Annotated in this window: 21 protein-coding genes and 1 tRNA gene; 16 read left to right on the top strand and 6 right to left on the bottom strand. The window is 59.6% G+C overall.

Annotated elements, in window-relative coordinates; translation table 11 throughout:
- Positions 1 to 69: 69 nt before the first annotated feature.
- Positions 70 to 143 (top strand) — tRNA-Gln (locus ACQZ6D_RS25385).
- Positions 144 to 265: 122 nt separating this feature from the next.
- Here the strand turns inward: ACQZ6D_RS25385 and ACQZ6D_RS25380 are convergent.
- The 5 genes from ACQZ6D_RS25380 to bioB are packed head-to-tail and all read right to left on the bottom strand — an operon-like array spanning position 266 to position 5,358.
- On the bottom strand, positions 266 to 1,252 hold the full coding sequence (locus ACQZ6D_RS25380; RefSeq protein WP_026330989.1) for a beta-ketoacyl-ACP synthase III: 987 nt from the start codon (positions 1,250 to 1,252) through the stop codon (positions 266 to 268).
- A 2-nt stretch (positions 1,253 to 1,254) separates the two neighbouring features.
- Positions 1,255 to 2,568 carry an adenosylmethionine--8-amino-7-oxononanoate transaminase gene (locus tag ACQZ6D_RS25375; RefSeq protein ID WP_111802046.1) on the bottom strand — a complete coding sequence of 438 codons (1,314 nt, stop codon included), beginning with the start codon at positions 2,566 to 2,568 and terminating at the stop codon, positions 1,255 to 1,257.
- The gene (gene bioD, locus ACQZ6D_RS25370; RefSeq protein WP_111802047.1) at positions 2,565 to 3,203 is read right to left on the bottom strand and encodes a dethiobiotin synthase; all 639 of its coding nucleotides are present in this window, start codon (positions 3,201 to 3,203) and stop codon (positions 2,565 to 2,567) included. Before bioD ends, ACQZ6D_RS25375 begins: the two co-directional genes overlap by 4 nt.
- Positions 3,200 to 4,342 carry an 8-amino-7-oxononanoate synthase gene (locus ACQZ6D_RS25365; RefSeq protein WP_035199877.1) on the bottom strand — a complete coding sequence of 381 codons (1,143 nt, stop codon included), beginning with the start codon at positions 4,340 to 4,342 and terminating at the stop codon, positions 3,200 to 3,202. Before ACQZ6D_RS25365 ends, bioD begins: the two co-directional genes overlap by 4 nt.
- Positions 4,339 to 5,358 (bottom strand): biotin synthase BioB, encoded by a 1,020-nt coding sequence (gene bioB / locus ACQZ6D_RS25360; protein WP_111802048.1) that lies wholly within the window; start codon positions 5,356 to 5,358, stop codon positions 4,339 to 4,341. Before bioB ends, ACQZ6D_RS25365 begins: the two co-directional genes overlap by 4 nt.
- Before the next feature lie 222 nt (positions 5,359 to 5,580).
- Between bioB and ACQZ6D_RS25355 the strand changes: the two genes are divergently transcribed.
- The 9 genes from ACQZ6D_RS25355 to ACQZ6D_RS25315 all read left to right on the top strand — a co-directional run bounded on the left by ACQZ6D_RS25355 (position 5,581) and on the right by ACQZ6D_RS25315 (position 12,550).
- Positions 5,581 to 6,027: an acetyltransferase gene (locus ACQZ6D_RS25355; RefSeq protein WP_025595248.1), complete on the top strand. Its 447-nt coding sequence runs from the start codon at positions 5,581 to 5,583 to the stop codon at positions 6,025 to 6,027.
- A gap of 105 nt (positions 6,028 to 6,132) precedes the next feature.
- A complete protein-coding gene (locus ACQZ6D_RS25350) occupies positions 6,133 to 7,032 on the top strand; it encodes a helix-turn-helix transcriptional regulator (RefSeq protein WP_145166838.1) in 900 nt (299 codons plus the stop codon).
- 123 nt (positions 7,033 to 7,155) lie between these two features.
- Complete coding sequence (locus ACQZ6D_RS25345; RefSeq protein WP_448730422.1) at positions 7,156 to 8,079, top strand: hypothetical protein; 924 nt, start codon at positions 7,156 to 7,158, stop codon at positions 8,077 to 8,079.
- Between the two features lie 88 nt (positions 8,080 to 8,167).
- The gene (locus ACQZ6D_RS25340; protein ID WP_111802051.1) at positions 8,168 to 8,581 is read left to right on the top strand and encodes a hypothetical protein; all 414 of its coding nucleotides are present in this window, start codon (positions 8,168 to 8,170) and stop codon (positions 8,579 to 8,581) included.
- Between the two features lie 87 nt (positions 8,582 to 8,668).
- Entirely contained in the window at positions 8,669 to 8,899 is a 231-nt protein-coding gene (locus ACQZ6D_RS25335; RefSeq protein WP_019566580.1) for a hypothetical protein, read from the top strand.
- The gene (locus tag ACQZ6D_RS25330) at positions 8,896 to 10,359 is read left to right on the top strand and encodes a TolC family protein (protein WP_112154374.1); all 1,464 of its coding nucleotides are present in this window, start codon (positions 8,896 to 8,898) and stop codon (positions 10,357 to 10,359) included. The genes ACQZ6D_RS25335 and ACQZ6D_RS25330 overlap by 4 nt, the downstream gene beginning before the upstream one ends.
- A gap of 14 nt (positions 10,360 to 10,373) precedes the next feature.
- On the top strand, positions 10,374 to 11,723 hold the full coding sequence (locus tag ACQZ6D_RS25325) for a multicopper oxidase family protein (RefSeq protein WP_004431584.1): 1,350 nt from the start codon (positions 10,374 to 10,376) through the stop codon (positions 11,721 to 11,723).
- 41 nt (positions 11,724 to 11,764) lie between these two features.
- Complete coding sequence (locus tag ACQZ6D_RS25320; RefSeq protein WP_065658749.1) at positions 11,765 to 12,241, top strand: cupredoxin domain-containing protein; 477 nt, start codon at positions 11,765 to 11,767, stop codon at positions 12,239 to 12,241.
- Positions 12,242 to 12,265: 24 nt separating this feature from the next.
- Positions 12,266 to 12,550, top strand: a complete 285-nt coding sequence (locus ACQZ6D_RS25315; RefSeq protein WP_004431579.1) for a copper-binding protein — start codon at positions 12,266 to 12,268, stop codon at positions 12,548 to 12,550.
- Between the two features lie 141 nt (positions 12,551 to 12,691).
- Here ACQZ6D_RS25315 and ACQZ6D_RS25310 read toward each other — a convergent pair whose 3' ends face one another.
- Positions 12,692 to 13,477 (bottom strand): phosphatase PAP2 family protein, encoded by a 786-nt coding sequence (locus ACQZ6D_RS25310; RefSeq protein WP_004431576.1) that lies wholly within the window; start codon positions 13,475 to 13,477, stop codon positions 12,692 to 12,694.
- A gap of 170 nt (positions 13,478 to 13,647) precedes the next feature.
- Here ACQZ6D_RS25310 and ACQZ6D_RS25305 point away from each other — a divergent pair, with 170 nt between their 5' ends.
- From ACQZ6D_RS25305 to ACQZ6D_RS25280, 6 genes are all read left to right on the top strand, one after another.
- Positions 13,648 to 14,346 (top strand): response regulator, encoded by a 699-nt coding sequence (locus ACQZ6D_RS25305; RefSeq protein ID WP_004431575.1) that lies wholly within the window; start codon positions 13,648 to 13,650, stop codon positions 14,344 to 14,346.
- Positions 14,343 to 15,500: an ATP-binding protein gene (locus ACQZ6D_RS25300; protein WP_111804749.1), complete on the top strand. Its 1,158-nt coding sequence runs from the start codon at positions 14,343 to 14,345 to the stop codon at positions 15,498 to 15,500. Before ACQZ6D_RS25305 ends, ACQZ6D_RS25300 begins: the two co-directional genes overlap by 4 nt.
- Positions 15,501 to 15,820: 320 nt before the next feature.
- Complete coding sequence (locus ACQZ6D_RS25295; RefSeq protein ID WP_448730423.1) at positions 15,821 to 16,849, top strand: ketopantoate reductase family protein; 1,029 nt, start codon at positions 15,821 to 15,823, stop codon at positions 16,847 to 16,849.
- Positions 16,850 to 16,897: 48 nt separating this feature from the next.
- Positions 16,898 to 17,476, top strand: coding sequence for a TetR/AcrR family transcriptional regulator (locus ACQZ6D_RS25290; RefSeq protein ID WP_004431568.1), 579 nt, complete (start codon positions 16,898 to 16,900; stop codon positions 17,474 to 17,476).
- Positions 17,473 to 18,075, top strand: coding sequence for a 2-hydroxychromene-2-carboxylate isomerase (locus ACQZ6D_RS25285; RefSeq protein WP_019566585.1), 603 nt, complete (start codon positions 17,473 to 17,475; stop codon positions 18,073 to 18,075). Before ACQZ6D_RS25290 ends, ACQZ6D_RS25285 begins: the two co-directional genes overlap by 4 nt.
- Positions 18,076 to 18,196: 121 nt before the next feature.
- Entirely contained in the window at positions 18,197 to 19,603 is a 1,407-nt protein-coding gene (locus tag ACQZ6D_RS25280; RefSeq protein ID WP_448730424.1) for an FAD-binding oxidoreductase, read from the top strand.
- Positions 19,604 to 19,617 lie beyond the last annotated feature (14 nt).

The raw sequence follows: 19,617 nt of genomic DNA, 5'->3' as shown, positions 1-19,617 counted from the left end.
TTGCGCCTCGCAAGAAATCATCTATATGACGACCCACCAAAGCGAACGCGGTAACCCGCTTCGGGCTTTTGGGGAATAGTTCAATGGTAGAACGACGGACTCTGACTCCGTTAATCTTGGTTCGAGTCCAGGTTCCCCAGCCAAATTTCTCCAAACAAAATCAAACTGTTTCGAGCACTTGAGCTGCATCACCGCGCTCTGCCTATATCTGCCAACGTTGTACGCGCGGCTCGATCCGAATCAGACATTTCCGTATCCAGCTGGCCTAGCCTCGATACACCACCGCCCCCCCAGTCATCCCCGCCCCTGCCGCCGTCAATAACAGCGTTTCACCCTCCGTGATGGGCCGCTCAGCATTGGAAACGGAAAGCGAAAGCGGAATAGTGGCGGCAGAAGAGTTGCCGAAGGTTTCGACTGTACGTACCGTCTTTTGCCGGTCGATGCCGATATTGCCGCAGACGGCATCGAACATGCGGGCATTGGCCTGATGCGGCACGAACCGCTGGATATCGGTGGCCGTCATTTCTGCGCGTTGCAGAGCGCGCTGTGAGGTCTGCGTCATTGTTGCGACGGCACGGGAAAAGACTTCGCGGCCGTCCCGCATCGTCATCAGGGTATCTTCAGCCTCTGTATCATTGGAAAAAGGCTGGCTGCTGCCGCCCGCCGCGATCTGGATCAGGTCGTAACCGCTCCCATCCGAAACGAGATCGGCAGACAAAAGGCCGCGCTGCGCATCCCGGCAGGGGACAAGCACGACGGCGCCGGCAGCATCGGCGAACAGAACTGCAGTTGCCCTTTCCGCCGGATTGATACGACGGCTCAAGATATTGGCGGCAACAACCAGCACCGCGCGGCCGTGGGTGCGGACAAAACCATCCGCAAGAGTGAGCGCATAAAGAAAACCGGAACAGGCCCCGGCAAGATCGATCGCCCCGGATTGTGTGAGGCCCAACCGGTGCGCAAGCAGCGGGGCCGAAGGCGGCAAAAGATGGTCTGGCGTGGACGTCGCAAGCAATGTCAGTGCGATATCCTCGGCGCCAATTCTCGCGTTTTCCAGTGCCATGCGGCCGGCTTTTTCGGCAAGGCCGCTCAGCGTCTCGCCCTCTTGCGCCCAATAACGTGTGCGGATCCCCGTCCGACGCTCTATCCAGCCAGCCTCCAGCCCAAGACGCGTCTCAATCTCGGCGTTGCGGACACATCGCGCTGGCACGGCATGCCCGAAGCCAGCCATGCGGGAAGAACGGGTCTGCATTGTCAGGCCTTTCGGAGACGGTTTTTGATCGCGGCCGCGCCGGGTTCTCCCGGAGCGGCTTCAGTCACGATCGAGGCCACTTCGTCCATGGCGTCAAAGGCGCGGGTGAGGTCTTGCGCCGTCGAACAATAGGGCGGCATCAGATAGAGCACATTGCCGAGCGGGCGGATGATGAGCCCGCGCTCGCGGAACAATTGCCGCATGCGTGGCCCCGCCTCCGCGAGATAACCGCCAGAGGGCACGACGAGATCAAGCGCTGCGATGGTTCCAATCTGGCGCATGTTCGTGAAGCGCCTGTCATCCGCAAATCGCCCGAGATTGTCGCGCAGCACTTCTTGCAGTTGACCGATGCGCTGTACCACTGGCTCATCGCGCCAAACCTGCAGATTGGCGACAGCGGCAGCGCAGGCAATCGGATTGGCGGTGTAGGAACTCGAATGGAAAAAGGTCTTGCGGCGATCGGTCGAGAAGTGCGCGTCGAAGATTTCGCCACTGCACAAGGTCGCTGCCAACGGCAGGGAGCCACCGGTCAGCCCCTTGGAGGTGCACAGAATATCCGGTGAAACTCCCGCCTGCTCGCAGGCGAACATGGTTCCTGTCCGGCCCCAGCCCGTCATCACCTCGTCGGCGATGACAAGGCAACCGTAGCGTTCGGCAATTTGTTTCAGTCCGGCGAGAACTTCCGCGCGGTAAATCTTCATGCCACCGGCACCGAGAATAAGCGGCTCGATCAGCAAGGCGGCGACTCGGCCCGAACGACAAAAGCTTTCGAACATGTCGAGCGTCTCCTGCTCACAATCCGCTTCCGGAAAAGCAAGCCGGTCGACGCCGAATAGCAGGGGTTCATACGCAGCATTGAACACGCCGCGTTCGCCCGTCGACATGGCGCCGATCGTATCACCGTGGTAGCCGTGCTCCATGACCACGATGCGATCTCGCTTTTCACCGCAATTGTGAAAATAACCGAGCGCCATTTTCAGCGCCACTTCCACCGAGGTCGAACCGCTATCGGAATAAAACACATGTTCCAAGCCGGCAGGCGCGAGTTCGATCAGCCCTTTGGCCAGCGTTTCGGCCGGCTCGTGCGAAAACTCGGCGAAAATGATCTGGTCGAAGGTCTCGGTCGCTGCGCGGATGGCGGACATGATTGCCGGGTGCCGGTGGCCGTGAGTGATGACCCACCAGGATGAAATTGCATCGAACAACCGCTGGCCATCTTCATCTACCAAATAGGCGCCCTCCGCCGAGACGATGCGTTTCATCGGCGGTTCCAGCCCGTGCTGGGTAAAAGGATGCCAGACGCGGGAACGACTCATGCCGGCACCTCCAGGAAATCAGCGAGATCGAATTGTTGAGCGAATACATGGTGCAGCGTCTCGGCAGTCATCTCCGGTATGCGAGGCAAGCGGCCAAGCGAGCGAACTCGGCCGATATCGGCGATAATGCGCTGATTTTCCCGGTTCTCATCACCGATGAAGACCACGCCGTGCACCGGAATGGCTCTCAGCCGCAGCGCCTCGAGCGACAGCAGCGTGTGGTTGATGGTGCCGAGTGAGGTTCTGGCGCACAGGATCAGCGGAATTCGCCAGCGGGCGAAAATATCGACAAACAGCAATGTGTCGGTCAGCGGCACCAGCAGACCGCCCGCCCCTTCGATCACCAGCGGCCCATCCGTTTCCGGCGGCAGCAAAAGCTCGGGCTCGATCGTGACATTGTCGAAGCGGGCCGAAAGATGCGGTGAGGCCGGCATTTTCAGGCGATAGGCCTCCGGCAGGATGCGCGCGCGCGGCACGCCACCCATCCGCTCCACCACCTCGCTGTCGGTCTCTTCCTCGAGCCCGGATTGCACCGGCTTCCAGTAATGGGCTTGCAATGCGTGAGTAAGCGCCGCAGAAAAAACCGTCTTACCGATACCCGTATCGGTGCCCGAGACGATGAAACGGAGGCTCATCGTTCCTCCTCCATGGCGAAGGCGAGCAGCCCGACCATATCGGCGATCTGGCTTTCCTCGACATTGAGCGTAATGGATATGCGCAGGCGTGCCGTGCCTTCCGGCACCGTTGGCGGGCGGATAGCGCGCACGTCGAAGCCGCCGTCTCGCATACGCGTGGCGATCTTCAGTGCACGCGCATTGTCACCAATCATCACCGGCAATATCTGCGAGCCGCCGGGCGTCACGCCCAGCCCGGATCGTAATTGTTCGCTGGCCAAATTTATCAGTTCTTCCAGACGGATGCGCCGCCAGGGCTCGTCGGCGACGATCCGCAAGGCCTCCCGCACAGCCGCCGCCATCAGCGGTGACGGCGCGGTCGAATAGATGAAACCGCGGGCGCGGTTGGTGAGGTAATCGGCAAGAACCGCAGGCAGACTGATAAGCGCGCCGGAAAGACCAAGCGCCTTGCCGCAGGTGTGCAGCGCCACGACATTACCGCGACCTTCCAGTTCAGCGGCCAGGCCGCGCCCGCCCGGCCCGAACACGCCGGTGGCATGCGCCTCATCGACGACGAGAAAGCCGCCATGTCGCCCGGCGAGGTCGGCAAGGGCCGCAACCGGCGCCCGGTCACCATCCATGGAATAGAGGCTCTCCACCGCGATCCACGGGCGACCTTTGCCGCCCGCCTGCCGCCATCGGTTTATTTCCCGTTCGAATGCCTCAACCTGATTATGCGGCACAGCGACCGCCTTCGCCTTGCCGGCGGCAATGCCGTCATGCACGCTGGCATGGATCAGCGCATCGTAGAGAACGAGGTCGTCCCGCAGCGGCAGTGCGGAAAAAAGTGCGACATTGGCGGCAAATCCGCTACCGAAATAGATCGCCCTCTCAGCGCCGAAAAATACCGCCGCCTCCGTTTCAAGCGCCTCATGTTCGGGATGGTTGCCGCGAAGCAGCCGCGAACCACCGGCACCCACAGGCACGCCGCTCTCGATTGCGTCAGTGATCGCCGCCTTCAGCCGGGGTGCATCGGCAAGCCCGAGATAGTCGTTGGAGGTGAAGTCGATACCCTGCCGGGGCGCTAGCGCCCGCAGGCGCGACTTGCGGTGCAGACCGGCAAGCTTCAGCTCATAGGCGGAGAGCGCCGACGAATTCACCGGGTCTCTCCCGCTTCCGCCGTTTGCAACGCCATCGGCTTCAGGCCCAGCCGCCGGAACAGCGCCGTATCGTGATCTTCCCCCGGATTATCCGCCGTCAGCAGCGTCTCGCCGACGAAGATGGAATTCGCCCCGGCCAGAAAACAGAGCGCCTGCGTCTCATCACTCATTTCGGTACGTCCGGCGGAAAGCCTCACATGCGAACGGGGCATGAGGATGCGCGCAAGCGCAATGGTGCGTACGAAGTCGATCGGATCAACCGGAGCGGCCTTGGCAAGCTTCGAGCCGGGGATCGGGATCAGCATGTTGATCGGCACGCTTTCCGGCGGAACCGGCAGATTAGCAAGGGTTACCAGCATGGAAATACGGTCCTCGACCGTTTCTCCCATGCCGAGAATGCCGCCGGCGCAGACCTTCATGCCGGCATCACGAACATTGGCGAGCGTTTCCAGCCGATCCTCGAAGGTGCGGGTTGTGATGATCTCCGAATAGAACCGCTCCGACGTATCGACATTGTGATTGTAGTAATCTAGCCCGGCGTGAGCGAGACGTTCGGATTGTTCCGGCGTCAGCATGCCGAGCGTCATGCAGGTTTCCATGCCGAGCGCCTTGACGCCTTCGACCATGGCCACCACCGCCTCCATGTCGCGCTCCTTAGGGTTGCGCCACGCCGCCCCCATGCAATAGCGCGTCGCCCCGCCCTCTTTCGCCTTGCGCGCCTCTGCCAGTACTCGCTCCACCTCCATGAGTTTGGAAGCCTTCAGACCTGTTGGATTGCGGGCGGACTGGCTGCAATAACCACAATCCTCCGGGCAGCCGCCGGTCTTGATCGATAAAAGCCGGCTCATCTGGATGGCGTTGGCATCGAAATGGCGACGATGCACCTGCTGTGCCCGGAACAGGAGGTCATTAAATGGTAAATTATAGATAATTTTTGCTTCTTCGAGTGAAGGATCCGCTTTGATTGAGGGAATCCGCGCCTGATTTTGTTCAATTTCCGTGATAATCTGATTCATCCGGCGATCTTCCCTTCAAATAAATAGATAGAACTTATTTTTATCTATTTTTTTATCGGGCCCTTTTGCAAGGACTTTTTTCGAGAAAACGTCAGGCACCGGAGATCGAAGAAATATGCGGGGTAAGACTGCGGCGTTTGGCTGCGGGGATTTAGCGAATGGGAAAACGCCTTGAGGAAAAGACCCATGGCGCAAAAACCCCGCAATTGCTAAGAGTGAGGCATGATCACACTTCGTCCCGCCAACGCTCGCGACACGGCCCGCATCCTTGAAATATGGCGTAAGGCCGTAGACGCTACCCATGATTTTCTTCACAGAGCGGATCGCGCCGCAATCGAGGAAGAAGTGACGGCTTTTCTTCCCGAGGCCGCTTTGACGCTCGCCGTCGATGCGTCGGATAAGCCTCTCGGGTTCATGTTTCTGCATGAAGGGCACATGGAAGCGCTTTTCATCGATCCGGATTATCACGGCAGAGGCATCGGCAAGGCGCTCGTGCAGGCAGCACTTGCCACACACCCCGCGCTGACCACCGATGTCAACGAACAGAATACGCAGGCCATGGGCTTTTATCGCCGGCTCGGTTTCAAGCCGACGGGACGCTCCGACCTCGACGGGCAGGGACGTCCCTATCCGCTCGTCCATCTTGGGTTTGGCGCAACCGAACAATAAGCCGGGGGGACATGGCTCATCTGGGGGGAGCAAGCCACGAACACCATCATCCGTTTCGCAACCGAGGATTTTCAGCCCGAGCACCGCTTCGACCAATGGCGCGAAGTGCGCGGCAAAAGCCTGTTTGGCGTAACCATCGAGCTTGCGCCGGATCGCCGCCAGGCCTTCAGCGGGTCGTTTCAGGCGCGCTCTGTTGCAGGCGCCGTCGTAAGCGAAATGCGCGCTTCCTCTTACCGGGTCAACCGCACGGAAGCCGATATTGCCCGCATTGCCGGCGACAGCCTCTGCATTGGCTTGCAGGTGAAGGGTTCGGGGTTGCTGCATGCCGGCCGAGACAGGATCCATGCCGTCAGCGGTGGTGATTTCACCATCAACTATTCGGACTTGCCCTATGACGCGATACCGGGCGGTGAGGCGGATTTTCACTACAAGATGCTCAAGATCCCTGTCGACGACGAAGTCATGCTTGGCCGACCGGCCGATGACCTGTTCGCCACGCGTTACGCCGACAAGACCGCCTTCTCCCGGCCGTTCCGGGCGCTCTTCAACGCGCTGAACGCCGAACGCGGCAGGCTCATCGATCCCGTGCGCGATGTGACGCATATCGCTCGATTAGCCATGACGGCGCGTGGACGGCTTTCGCCTGCAATGCCGGAAGTGCGCGCCGCACTCCGCACCGGGCTTTGTTATGCGGCCCAGGACATCATGATGCGCAAAAAGTCCTGGCAGAACCTCACGCCTGCCGCAGTGGCAAAGGAACTGGGCATTTCACTTCGGCAACTGCACGTCGTTTTCGAAGGCGCGGAGCTGTCTTTTTCCCGCACGCTCGCCTCCATGCGGATCGAGGAAGCGCGACGCCTGCTGCTGGAATCTCCCGCCTTGCCAATCACGCAGGTCGCGTATGGCAGCGGCTTCGACAGTCTTCCAACCTTTTACCGGGTGTTCAGCAGCACCTATGGCATGACGCCCGGCGAAGCCCGCGCCACGGGCATGCCGACGGCCTAAAAGTGTCACCTCTGCGCGCAATGAGAAGACGCCTCATCCCGACCCCTGTAAGGCCGATGGATCATCCAATCCTCATTACACTCCGCAAGGAGGGTGGTGCCGGCAATTCGAGGAGCGCTGCCCATGACCAATTTTTTCGATTTCGCGATCTCCGGGTTGCCGGACGCCTCCGCCGTTGGCCGCAGGCTACCACCCAGCGAAATCGACCGGTTGCTTCAAACGGGTGCTTTCGCGGCAGCACTACGGCTGCTGGCGGGAAGTTTCATCACCCTCTACGAAGGTTCGCCCGACATGAACACGCTTTTCGCCACGCGCCAGAGCCGGCTTCTTTGCCACGCGCTGTTGGCGCTCTATTTTCAAAAGCGCAAGACCGGAACGGACGAACCCGCCCTGACGCGGGAAGATTTCGGCCAACTCGCGCTCCAACACGGCCTTGCCAGCCATGATGTCGCCTATGCCTTCTTCAAAGAGGCGCTGAAACGCGGCCTGACAAGACCGGCGCACCAAGCCGGCGAAAAGCCGGCCGATGGCGTGGTGCCTTCACCGTCCACGCTGGCGATGCTTGCCCAATGGTACGACGTGCATTTTCAGGCGCTGGACCTCATCGATGAGGGGTTCAGAGCCTCTCGGTTCATCGAGCGGTCCGAAACCATGCTCGCACACATCCATCCGCGCGTGGCGCAGGCGCTGCTGTCCAATCCGGAAGTGCGCTGCCCGGGCCCGCTTTCCATCATCTTCAACTGGTTCGACGCGGGCGGGCTGCTGATGGACCGCCTGATCGCCGGGATCGACTGGGAAAAGCCGACAGAACAGGGCAGACACCTGACTGATGTGAAAACAGCATCGGAACTGGCGGCATCGCTCTCCCTTTCCCGAATCCATGTCAGGCGCAAGCTTGGCGCGGCCGAACTGATCGGCGGCATCGGCTGGAGCGGACTGAAGGGGCGTTCCGCTCTCTGGATCTCCCAGGGCTTTTACGAGGAATATGCCCGCATGCAGGCACGTAAACTCCTCATTCTCGACGATGCTTTTATGGAGACACTGTAAGGTTTAAGAACCGGCAGACGTGCTATTTATTGATGGTTATGAGCGATATCCATTGACAAACTTCAGGACTGCGGCTCTTCTACAGAGCATGCGTGGGATGTTGCGAACATCGAAATTGACGGCACTGCTGTTTCGACTGGTGATGATATTGTCACTGGCGGGATACAGCGTTTCCACCGTCAATGCCGCAATGCATGGTCCCGATACCGCGGAAATGCAGACCACCCAATCCGCCATGATGATGGATCACGGCGCGATGATGGACCATGGCGGTTCGGCCATGATGTCCAGCGACCACCATAATATGGATACGGCAGACCACGACAGCGGCGTCAAAAAGCCCGTGAAGCAGGAATGCTGCAACGATTTCTGTCTCGGCATGGCGGTACTGATTGCGCATGACGCCCTTGGCGGACCAGTCGTCAATTCCATCCGTTACTTTCTTGACGACAGCAAGACCGTGGGCCAGATCCCGCTGCTTCACCGTCCACCGAATATCTGAACAGGCAAAGCCCGCCTCTCGGGCAATGATCGTGCGTGAACGGCTTTAGCGCCGTCGCGCCGTTGCATCTCCTGTTCGGAAATTACCATGAACCCTATCTACATCGTGGTTGCAGCGCCCCTTTTGCTGGGCGGCTGCACAGCCACATCCTCGATGAACGAGGCCGCCTCGTATGAAGACGCGACAAACCCGTCGCTCGGCGTCACCCCTCTGCGTTATAAGACACCGGTCACAGGTTACTCGCACCGTGCTCCGGTGGACCCGAAGCCCTGGCGAAACCAGAACGATGCGCAGGCTCCGAAAGGAGACGCATCATGACGCTACGCGTGATCAAACTCACGGCCGTCCTTTCCGTCCCGCTCGTTCTTGGCGGCTGCGTCACGGCCACCGACTACACCTCGAAGAACGCAGGCTTCACCACCGTTTCGGCCAGGGCGACCGAGGCGACAGGAAAGCAGACTGTCTGGATACAGAACCGGGCCGAGGCGCAGGCAACCGCAACCCGCGTCAAATCGCTGATGTCAGCGAAAACAATCGATGTCGAGACGGCGGTTCAGGTCGCGCTCCTCAACAACAAGGGCCTTCAGGCGGCCTATGCCGATCTGGGTGAATCGGCAGCAACCGCCTGGCAATCGACCATGCTGGTCAATCCGAGGGTCGGCATCGGACTGACGGGGATCGGCACTCCGGGGCTCCGGGCCTACAAGGCGATAGAGGGTGTGATCGTCACCAATATTCTGGCACTGGCCACGCTCAAACAGAATGTCGAGATTGCCGATACCGGCTTCCGCAAGGCGCAGCTCACAGCCGCGCTGAAGACGTTGCAATTGGCGGCAGATACCCGCCGCGCCTGGATCACGGCGGTTGCTGCCTGGGAAAATGTCGGCCAGCTGGCGCAGGCCCAGACAGCCGCGGATGCCGCCTCGGAACTTGCGAGGAAGCTTGGCGAAGCAGGCTCGCTGAACAAGGAAGGCCAGGCTCGCGAGCAGGTCTTCTATGCCGAACTGACCGGCCAGATCGCCAAGGCGCGGCTTGAAGCCCGGCTTGCGAAGGAGGAACTGACAAGGCTGATGGGCCTGTGGGGCGCGGACATAGACTACTCCATCCCCAACCGCCTGCCCCAGCTTCCAAAGGATCTGGCCAAACGTGAGATGATCGAGGCCGAGGCGCTGCAACGCCGGGTGGATTTGCAGATGGCGAAGCTCGATCTGGAATCGACCGCCCGGTCGTTCAAACTCACAGAAGCTACCCGATACGTTACCGATCTAGAACTTCGTTCCGGCTTCGAGACCGAACGCGAACTTGAAGACGGCGAAAAACACAAACAGACGACCGGCAATGCCGAGCTGGAATTCGTCATTCCGATCTTCGATTCCGGTCGGGCAAGAATGCGGGAATCCGAACTCGCCTATATGCGCGCAGCAAACCTGCTGGCCGAAAAAGCGGTCAATATCCGCTCCGAAGCCCGCTCCGCCTATCAGGCCTATCGCTCGAACTACGACATCGCCCGGCACTATCGCAACAGCGTGGTGCCGCTGCGGACCAAGATCGAGGAGGAGTCGCTGCTGACCTATAACGGCATGCTCACCAACACCTTCGAACTGCTCGCCGACAGCCGCGAAAAGGTCAATTCGAACCTGCTCGCCATCAATGCCAAACGTGACTTCTGGCTCGCGGAAGCCGGCCTAGCGCCCGCCATCTACGGCGGTGGTGCGGGTACGGCAGGCGCGGAGACCGAAGTTGCCGCCACTGGTGGCGGCAGCGGTGGCGGACACTGAGAAAGGAAACGACGATGTTCAATAGAAGAAACTTTCTGGGCGTCGGCGCCGCTATGGTCTCCACCGCGGCCTGGGCAAAGACATCGAATAGCAGCCTGCCGGAAGCGGCCGTGATGGAAACGGCAGCAACGCAAGCCCCCGTCAAGCCCACTACCGGTCCCGATTACAATCCGGTCGTTACCCTCAACGGCTGGACCCTGCCCTTCCGGATGAACAATGGCGTCAAGGAATTCCACCTTGTCGCCGAGCCAGTGGAACGCGAGATGGCGGAGGGCATGACCGCCCGCCTCTGGGGCTATAACGGCCAATCACCCGGCCCGACCATCGAGGCCGTAGAAGGCGACCGGGTGCGGATTTTCGTGACCAACAAGCTGCCGGAACATACAACGGTCCACTGGCACGGCATGATCCTGCCATCAGGCATGGACGGTGTCGGCGGCCTGTCGCAACCGCATATCCCCGTTGGCAAGACCTTCGTCTACGAGTTCGATCTCGTGAAGTCCGGCACCTTCATGTACCACCCGCATTCAGACGAGATGGTGCAGATGGCGATGGGCATGATGGGCTTTTTCGTGGTCCATCCAAAGGACCCGACCTTCATGCCTGTTGATCGCGACTTCGTGTTCCTGATCAACGCCTTCGACATCAATCCCGGCTCCTACGTTCCGAAAATCATGACCATGACGGACTTCAATCTGTGGTCATGGAACAGCCGGGTATTTCCGGGCATCGATCCGCTGGTGGTCTCCAAGGACGACCGGGTGCGTGTCAGGGTCGGCAACCTGACCATGACCAACCACCCGATCCACATGCACGGTTATGATTTCGAGGTGACGTGCACGGATGGCGGCTGGGTGCGGCCCGAGGCCCGGTGGCCGGAGGTCAGCATCGACATCCCCGTCGGCGCCATGCGGGCCTATGAATTCGACGCCAAATATGTCGGCGACTGGGCGATCCATTGCCACAAGTCGCACCACACGATGAATGCGATGGGACACGATGTCCCGACCTTCATCGGCGTCGACAAGAAGACCGTCACCGAAAAGATCCGAAAGGTGCGGCCGGAATACATGCCGATGGGTACAGCCGGCATGGCCGATATGGGCGCGATGGAGATGGAAATCCCTGAGAACACCGTTCCCATGATGACCGGCTGGGGTCCGCACGGCCCCATCGAAATGGGCGGCATGTTCTCCGTGGTGAAGGTCCGCGAAGGCATCTCCGCGGGCGATTACTCAGATCCCGGCTGGTACCAAAACCCGCCCGGTACCCAGGCCTGGGAATGGACCGGCGACGTGCCGGATACCGAAAAGACCAATGATCCGAAAACACAGATCACGCCGAAACCGATGAAACACGGCTGATCGTGCAGACCATATCCCCACCAGAACCAAGGAAAAATTCGATGATCAGACTGAAACTTGCACTGCTTCTCACCGCTCTTGCCACACCCGCCTTCGCATCGGGCACCCACGGCGGCGGCCATGAAGCGATGGCGATCGGCGAACCCGGCGACAAATCCAAGGTAACCCAGACCATACAGGTCACCATGAAGGAAACGCCTGATGGCAAGATGCTGTTCACGCCCGCCAAGTTCGAATTCAAGAAGGGCAAGACCGTTCGCTTTGCCGTGAAGAATGTCGGCGAGCTGGACCATGAATTCATTCTCGACGAACAGAGCGCAAATCTGAAGCACAAGGCCGCCATGGCAAAGGCCCCGGAGATGGAACACGACAATCCGAACGCAATCAGCCTTGCGCCGGGCGAAAGCGGCGAAATCATCTGGAAATTCACCAATGACGGCATGTTCGAATTCGCCTGCCTGAAGCCCGGACATTACGAGGCCGGCATGCGCGGCGATCTCAAAGTTTCGGCCAAGTAACCAATCGAAAAAAGGAATCTGACCATGAAGACGATCGTTAAAATTACCCTTGCAGCCGCTTTGTTGCTTACAGCCCCCTTTGGCGCATTCGCACAGGAATTCACCAAGGGTACGGTGAAGAAGGTCGACGCTACCGCCAAGAAAGTCACTATCATTCATGAGGAACTGAAGAACCTCGACATGCCCGCCATGACGATGGTGTTCCGCGTCAAGGACGATGCCCTGCTCGCCAAGCTCAAGGAAGGCGCGAACATCGAGTTCATCGCCGAACGTGCGGATGGCAAGCTGGTCGTCGCCCAGGTGAAATAAGGCAGTCACCGTCTGCACATGCCCGTACTAAGACCACAGGCACGGGCATGTGCGATTTGAGCAGGCGGCGGACGAACCCCGAACACAAATTTATTGCTCGGGGCATGACCTTTGTTCGGCGCTATGCCGTATTCCCACGAATTAGCGCAGAAACGCAGTGTCGATTGTGTCCGCATGCTTCGTGAACAGCCGATGCAGTGAGAGGAACACGGCGAGCATCAGTGGCCATGCAATCAGGACATCGGAGAGAAAATGTGCGCCCATAGCTGCCCTGTTTAGGGAGCAAAGCACGATGAACGGCATCAAGATCGCAGTGGCGCTCAGGCGGAATTTTTCCGGCAGGAAGATGATGAACGCCAGCAGGGCGATTGCGGACGCGCTTTCGCCGGATGGAAAGGAGCAGTTGCGCGAACAGCTGCCATCGAGGGAAAGAACGGGCGTAAAAAACAAATCCGCCCCGAATTCACTGATATGCCGCGGTCTGGCACGTCCGAACAGGTTTTTCAGCACATGCACGGTCGCGCCCGGCCCAAGCGCATAAAAGGTGAGAACAAGTAGCAGTTTGTGAGGGCGGATGGCACGCCGCACGCCGGAGACAAATGGCGTGGCAAGGAGCAGGCAGACAAGCGTGGACAATAAAATGGCGGGAAGTGCGCGGTTCAGATCGCGGACGGAAATCAGGAATTGATCCTCGCCAAGACGAAAACCATCTGTCCAGAACCAGCGACTGGCGTCAAGATCGATATCCGGCCTGACAGTGAAGAAGACCATCATTGCAAGCGTGGTCGAAAGCGCGAGCAGAGATGGGCTGCCGGAAACCCATGCGAAAGTCTGGCGCGCCGTGGGGATGACGGCAAAGCGGAACTTCGGTTTTTCGGGCCGGCCTGGCCATTTCTGTTCGGTCTTATGGGAGAGATACTGGTGCATGGCCAGCTTTCTTCCGTAGAAATGTCAAGGTTCTGCGGAGGAAGTCCCAAGACTGAGAGGAAAAGCGTGCCTGCCGCATCTATCTCGTGAGACGGCTCTTGCCCGGCGCTTTGCGTCGGCTTAGCGTCCCGGCAATAAAGCGGTAATATCAGTAAGTTCGTAAGGTCAGCATGGACAAAGGGCTCATTCTCATCGTCGAAGACGACCCCGACATCATGCAGATTCTGGACGCCTATCTCATTCGTGACGGATATAGAACCGTTAGAGCCGGGGATGGCGAGACGGCCATGACGCATTTCTCCATGCTGCGGCCGGATCTCATTCTTCTCGACATCGGGCTACCGAAGCTCGATGGCATCGATGTGCTGACACGCATCCGGCGGGAGCGTGATACGCCGATCATCATGGTCACCGCCCTTGCCGAAGATATGGACAAGCTGACCGGTCTGCGCCTGGGTGCCGACGACTACATCGTCAAACCTTTCAACCCGCAGGAAATGGTCGCCCGGGTAAATGCCGTTCTAAAACGCTCGCGTCAGCCAACTGGCGGAGGGATCCTGCGTTTCGGCGCCATCGAAATAGATACCGAAGCTTACATCGCGGCTGTTTGCAGCGATGCGGGACGAACCGTTCTGCCGTTGACGCTCAGCGAATTCAGAATTCTTGCCCATATGACGCGTCGCCCCACCTATGCCTTTCAGCGGGCCGATCTTCTGGATGCCTGCCTGCCGGAAAGCGATGCGCTGGCACGCACGGTCGATACGCACATCGCCAATCTGCGTAAAAAACTGACGGATCACGGTGCTGGCGGTTATCTGGTGTCGGTGCGCAGCATCGGCTACCGACTTGCCAGGGAGCAGACATCATGAGGTTCCGGCGGCTCCGCCTGCGCACGATGACGGCGATCACAATCACCACAATGCTCATCTTTGCGGTTGCGTTGGTCTATTTCGGCGTTTCCTGGTATTCGGACACCATTGAGGAGCGCATCCTTGCCCAACTATCGCCTGATGCCGCCAAGGCTTTCTCGGATATTGACCGGGGCGTGATGCCGGATCAGAGCCAGCTTCAGGCCCTTATCGAGGTTTTACCGGGCCTGGAGGACCAGGCAGATAGCGAACTTCTCAAATCGGTGTTCCTCTTTGGATTGCTCGGTGTCTTCCTGTGCAGCTTGCTTGGTTATTTCATCTCCCGGCGCATTGCAGCACCTCTCGGCGAACTTGCCGACGCGGCGCGGCGCATGGCGACCGGCGACTTCAGCGGAGGCGCAAAGATCAAGGCGAGCCGCATCGCCGAAGTCGGATTTCTGGTCGACAGTTTCGAGACTTTGACGCAGGAGCTTCAGATGATGGAGCGCCGGTTGAAGTTCAACACCATGGCGGTAGCCCACGAGCTGCGCACCCCGCTGACCATCCTGCAAGGCCGTTTACACGGCATTGCCGATGACGTCTTTCCGCTCGACAAGCAGGCCATTCGCCACCTCATCGGCCATGTGGAAGGACTTGCGCGTCTCGTCGATGACCTGCGGACGCTCTCGCTGGCAGAAACCAACAGTCTCGTTACGGAGATGCGGCCACTCGATCTCGCTACCGAATGCGCGGCCGTGGCGGAGGCGGCACGGCCTCTTCTCGAAGAGGCAGGAATTCGTCTCGATATGTCGCTGCAGACGGCTCCCATTAGCGGCGACCCTCAACGCCTTCAACAGCTGCTGCTCATCCTGATGGATAATGTACGCCGCTATGCGGCGAGCGGGAAGAGCCTCTTCTGCTCGACCGGAGTCCGGGAAGGACGTCCCTTCATAACAATCGAAGACAAGGGGCCGGGTTTCCCCCCCGGCATCGAGGCACACGGCATCGAACTCTTCTGGCGCACAGAGCCGTCGCGTGCACGTAAGACCGGTGGCACCGGCCTCGGCCTGTCGATTGCTCGAGCGATCGCAAGGGCGCATGACAGCGATTTGCAGATAGATCCGCGACAAGACGGCGGAACCGTCGTCACGGTTCTCTTCAAGGCAGCCACCTGAAAAATCCCGGCGAGTTGATGCTCTACCGCGCGCGCTGACGGTGTGCTTCGTTGGGGCTTATTCCACGGTTTCGCCGCGCCAGGACTGCTGTCGGGAATAAGGTGATCGCAAATTTTCCTTACGCCGAATTATTTTCTATAAAATAGATAGAAAAAGAACGACCTGTCTTTCTTGAGGCGCTCCTCATGCCTAGTTTAGCTGTCATCATTGGTCGCCATCAGGGAGGACCGATGTTGAGCGAAATCCCGTATCGATCCAGCAAACTGCACCGCTGCAATTGATACTGGCGCATTATCGGCCCGGTTGAATTGGAGGAAAAGGTGACACGATACGTTATCATTGGCGCAGGCGCGGTTGGCGCGAGCCTTGCCGCACAGTTCGAGCTTTCCGGCATCAAATATGCTCTGGTCGGACGCGGCGCACAAATTGCCTCCATCATTGAACAGGGGCTGAGCTACCAACGCCCCTCAGGCACGCAGCAAATAAGGCTGAACGCCTTCGACGTATCCGCTCCGCCGGACCTGGCGCCCGACGATATCCTCCTGCTGACCGTCAAAACGCAGGATGCGGCAGCCACTCTGGCAGACTGGTCATGGCGACAGGTATCGGGCGTGGAAGATCTAACAGCCACGCAGTTGCCGGTGGTTACCTTTCAGAACGGTCTGGCGACGGAAGCGCTGGCGCTCAGGACCTTCGCCAATGTCTACGGCGCCAGTATTCTGACCCCTGCCCGGTTTACACAAACCGGCGCGGTTGCGGCGGCCGGCAATCCGCAGGTCGGCGTGGTCACGATCGGGCGCTTCCCGGCCGGTTCCGACGAAACGGCGAAGGAGATTGCCGCAGACCTCACACGCGCCAATTATCTTGCGGAAACCAGCAGCGATATCCGCCGCTGGAAATCGGCAAAACTGCTTCATAACGTCCGCAACGCGCTGGATCTGTTCGACGGAGAAGACGATCTGCGAGCATCGATCGCCGAAGCGCTGGTCAATGAAGCCCGCCAGACGCTTGAGGTAGCAGGCTACAATCTCGCCTCTCCCTCTGAACGGGCTGTCGATATTTCAGGCTGGAGCATCGCTCAAAACAGCGGCATTCAGCCAGGCCAGCAATCGACCTGGCAGAGCTTTGCCCGGGGCGCTTCCAGCGAGGTCGATTTTCTCAACGGTGAGATTGTGCTGCTCGGCCGTCTCCATAACGTGGCGACACCGTATAACGAGGCTATCCAGTCTCTTGGCGGCAGGCTGGCGCATCAGGGCGGCTTCTCGAAGGCGGCGCCGCTTGACGCGATCCTTTCTTTTGTCGGGCAGCTCCACGAGCGCGACAAAACCGGTCTCGCCGCCGCGCAATGATGCGTGCGACCCGTTCTTCCCATGAAACCACCAAGCTGAAGCGATAAAATGAGAGAAGCCATTCCAGACCAGATTCTCACCGCCGCCGGAGCGCTGTTTTATACCGAAGGTATCCGGGCGGTCGGTATCGACCGCATCATCGAAGAAGCGAAGGTCGCAAAAGCTACTCTCTATCGGCATTTTCCGTCCAAGGATCATCTTGTCGCGGCCTATCTTCAGGATCGCCACGATCGTGTCATTCGCTCGCTGAAGGATGTTCTGACGGCGACGATTGATCCAAGGGACCAGCTGCAGGTGATTTTCGAGCGGCTTTACGAGAAGGCCGACAGCCCTGAATTCAGGGGCTGTGCCTTTGCACTCGCGGTTGCCGAACACGGCGATTCCGAACGGGTCGTCACCGTGGCTCGAACCCACAAAAGAATGGTGCGGGATATTTTCGAGACCGTCATGTCGAAAGCGGGGGTGCGACTGGATCAGGCCGCCTCCCACCTTTCGCTTCTTTACGAAGGCGCACTTGCCACCGTCGCGGTCGGGCGCGATCCGCATGCCGTACTCATCGCCCGGGACTGTGCGCTCTCGGTGTTCGATCTCGCCACCGGCAAGATATCCTCAGGAGACAAGATATGACCAAGACCATCGACTATTTCTTCGGCATCGGCTCCCCCTGGGCCTTTCTCGGCCTGGATCCTTTCGCCGCGCTCGCTAACGAGCACAACGCCACGATACGGCCCTATGTCATCCCGCTGATCGAGGATAATGGCGCCATCTACTCACGCAACCGTCCGGAAGCGCGCCGCGCCTATTGGACGAAGGATTTGAAGCGATGGGCGGCGTTGCGCGGCAAGTCCCTTAACTTCGACAATCGCGCCGCCCTTTCCGATCCCACGCCGGCCGGCTTCATGGTCATTGCCGCGATCGATGCGGGCGAGGACTGGTTGAGGCTGACCAAGGCGCTTCAGGAAGCTTTCTGGGAAGGCGGCGAAGATATCGGCAATGCCGAAGTTCGCCGCGCAATCGCTGACAAGGCCGGTTTCGACGGTGCGGCGCTGGACGAACGCGGCGGAAGCGATGCCGTGGAAGCCATCCGGAAAGCCAATTATGAGGCCGCAAAGGCAGCCGGTGTGTTCGGGCTTCCGACATTCCGCTACGAGGACGAACTGTATTGGGGACAGGACAGCTTGCCCTTCCTCGAACGTCATCTCAAGGGCGAAAAACTGGCCGCCTGATCCCCGCCGAAAACCGGGTGACTGTCACGCCGTGGCCGCAACCCGGCCATGGCTCTCTCCAGACCATTCCCGTGGAGTTTCTCATGTCTCTTTTCCCGCCCTCCTCGCGCGGAGTATCGCGATGAGCGCACTGCCTCCCGCTCTCTCGGACTCTTTGCGCAACCGTTTCGGCGAGCGTTTTTCCACCGCGCAGGCATTGCGGGAACAACACGGCCGTGGCGAATCCCACCATACGCCAGCGATCCCGGATGCCGTCGTTTTCGCCGAGAGCACGGATGATGTGGCGGAAGCCGTGCGGCTTTGCGCCGCTGAAGGTGTTCCCGTCATCGCCTTCGGCACCGGCACTTCCCTCGAAGGCCATCTGACGGCAGTGCGTGGCGGTGTCTCGATCGATCTGTCGCGCATGTCGAAAATCGTCCGTATCAGCGCCGAGGATCTCGATTGCACGGTGGAGGCCGGCGTCACGCGCGAGCAACTGAACACGCACCTGCGCGACATGGGCCTGTTCTTTCCGATCGATCCTGGCGCCAATGCGTCCATCGGCGGCATGGCGGCAACCCGCGCTTCCGGCACAAACGCCGTGCGTTACGGCACAATGCGAGAAAACGTGCTGTCGCTGACAGTCGTCTTGCCGAACGGCCAGGTCATCCGCACCGGCGGGCGGGCGCGTAAATCATCAGCAGGTTATGACCTAACGCGGCTGTTCGTCGGCTCCGAGGGGACGCTCGGCATCATCACGGAAGTGACGTTGCGACTCTACGGAATTCCCGAAACCATCTCGGCTGCACTTTGCTCCTTCGAAAGCGTCGAACAGGCAGTTGCGGCAGCCATTACGGTCGTGCAGCTCGGCATTCCAGTTGCGAGAATGGAATTAATGGACCGTGACCTGATCGAGGCCGTCAACGCCTATTCCAGTCTTTCCCTCAAGGTCGAGGACACGCTCGCCTTCGAGTTCCATGGCTCGCCTGCTGGCGTGAAGGAGCAGGTCGAGATGGTCGCTGCCATAGTGGAAGACAATGGCGGCAGGGATTTCGAATGGGCGAATGCGCCGGAGGACCGCAACCGCCTCTGGAAGGCGCGCCACAACGCGTTTTACGCCGTGGTCTCGCAGCGCCCGAATGCCAAGGGCTGGTCTTCCGATGTCTGCGTGCCGGTATCCGAGTTGAGCGGCTGCATCGTCAGGACCCGGGAATTGCTACGCGACTGCAGCGTGCCCGCCGCCATTCTCGGCCATGTCGGCGATGGCAACTATCATGTGGTCTTTGCCGTAGACCCTGCAAATCAAACCGAACTCGACGAGGTGGCGGCAATCAACAAGAAGATGGTGCAGCACGCCATCTCGGTTGGCGGCACTTCCACCGGCGAGCATGGGGTTGGCACCGGCAAGATCGCTTATCTGCGGCAGGAACACGGCGACGCGGTGGATCTCATGGCGATCATCAAAAACGCCATAGATCCGGCCGGCATCATGAACCCGGGCAAGATACTGCCGAGCCAAGACTTGCCCAGCCGCCGAGAAACGCTTTGACCGTGCGGGATTTC

This window comes from Agrobacterium sp. 22-3639C2, from assembly GCF_053522105.1.
The sequence above is the reverse complement of the archived record's forward strand: the minus strand, read 5'-3'. Positions and strand labels throughout refer to the sequence as shown.

Excerpts from the sequence above, each read along its gene's own strand:
- ACQZ6D_RS25310 (WP_004431576.1), bottom strand. The coding sequence starts at position 13,477 with ATGCACCAGTATCTCTCCCATAAGACCGAACAGAAATGGCCAGGCCGG.
- ACQZ6D_RS25285 (WP_019566585.1), top strand. The coding sequence starts at position 17,473 with ATGACCAAGACCATCGACTATTTCTTCGGCATCGGCTCCCCCTGGGCC.
- ACQZ6D_RS25330 (WP_112154374.1), top strand. The coding sequence starts at position 8,896 with ATGACGCTACGCGTGATCAAACTCACGGCCGTCCTTTCCGTCCCGCTC.
- ACQZ6D_RS25300 (WP_111804749.1), top strand. The coding sequence starts at position 14,343 with ATGAGGTTCCGGCGGCTCCGCCTGCGCACGATGACGGCGATCACAATC.
- bioB (WP_111802048.1), bottom strand. The coding sequence starts at position 5,358 with ATGAATCAGATTATCACGGAAATTGAACAAAATCAGGCGCGGATTCCC.
- bioD (WP_111802047.1), bottom strand. The coding sequence starts at position 3,203 with ATGAGCCTCCGTTTCATCGTCTCGGGCACCGATACGGGTATCGGTAAG.
- ACQZ6D_RS25355 (WP_025595248.1), top strand. The coding sequence starts at position 5,581 with ATGATCACACTTCGTCCCGCCAACGCTCGCGACACGGCCCGCATCCTT.
- ACQZ6D_RS25315 (WP_004431579.1), top strand. The coding sequence starts at position 12,266 with ATGAAGACGATCGTTAAAATTACCCTTGCAGCCGCTTTGTTGCTTACA.
- ACQZ6D_RS25320 (WP_065658749.1), top strand. The coding sequence starts at position 11,765 with ATGATCAGACTGAAACTTGCACTGCTTCTCACCGCTCTTGCCACACCC.
- ACQZ6D_RS25335 (WP_019566580.1), top strand. The coding sequence starts at position 8,669 with ATGAACCCTATCTACATCGTGGTTGCAGCGCCCCTTTTGCTGGGCGGC.
- ACQZ6D_RS25375 (WP_111802046.1), bottom strand. The coding sequence starts at position 2,568 with ATGAGTCGTTCCCGCGTCTGGCATCCTTTTACCCAGCACGGGCTGGAA.
- ACQZ6D_RS25280 (WP_448730424.1), top strand. The coding sequence starts at position 18,197 with ATGAGCGCACTGCCTCCCGCTCTCTCGGACTCTTTGCGCAACCGTTTC.
- ACQZ6D_RS25325 (WP_004431584.1), top strand. The coding sequence starts at position 10,374 with ATGTTCAATAGAAGAAACTTTCTGGGCGTCGGCGCCGCTATGGTCTCC.
- ACQZ6D_RS25345 (WP_448730422.1), top strand. The coding sequence starts at position 7,156 with ATGACCAATTTTTTCGATTTCGCGATCTCCGGGTTGCCGGACGCCTCC.
- ACQZ6D_RS25380 (WP_026330989.1), bottom strand. The coding sequence starts at position 1,252 with ATGCAGACCCGTTCTTCCCGCATGGCTGGCTTCGGGCATGCCGTGCCA.
- ACQZ6D_RS25290 (WP_004431568.1), top strand. The coding sequence starts at position 16,898 with ATGAGAGAAGCCATTCCAGACCAGATTCTCACCGCCGCCGGAGCGCTG.
- ACQZ6D_RS25305 (WP_004431575.1), top strand. The coding sequence starts at position 13,648 with ATGGACAAAGGGCTCATTCTCATCGTCGAAGACGACCCCGACATCATG.
- ACQZ6D_RS25340 (WP_111802051.1), top strand. The coding sequence starts at position 8,168 with ATGCGTGGGATGTTGCGAACATCGAAATTGACGGCACTGCTGTTTCGA.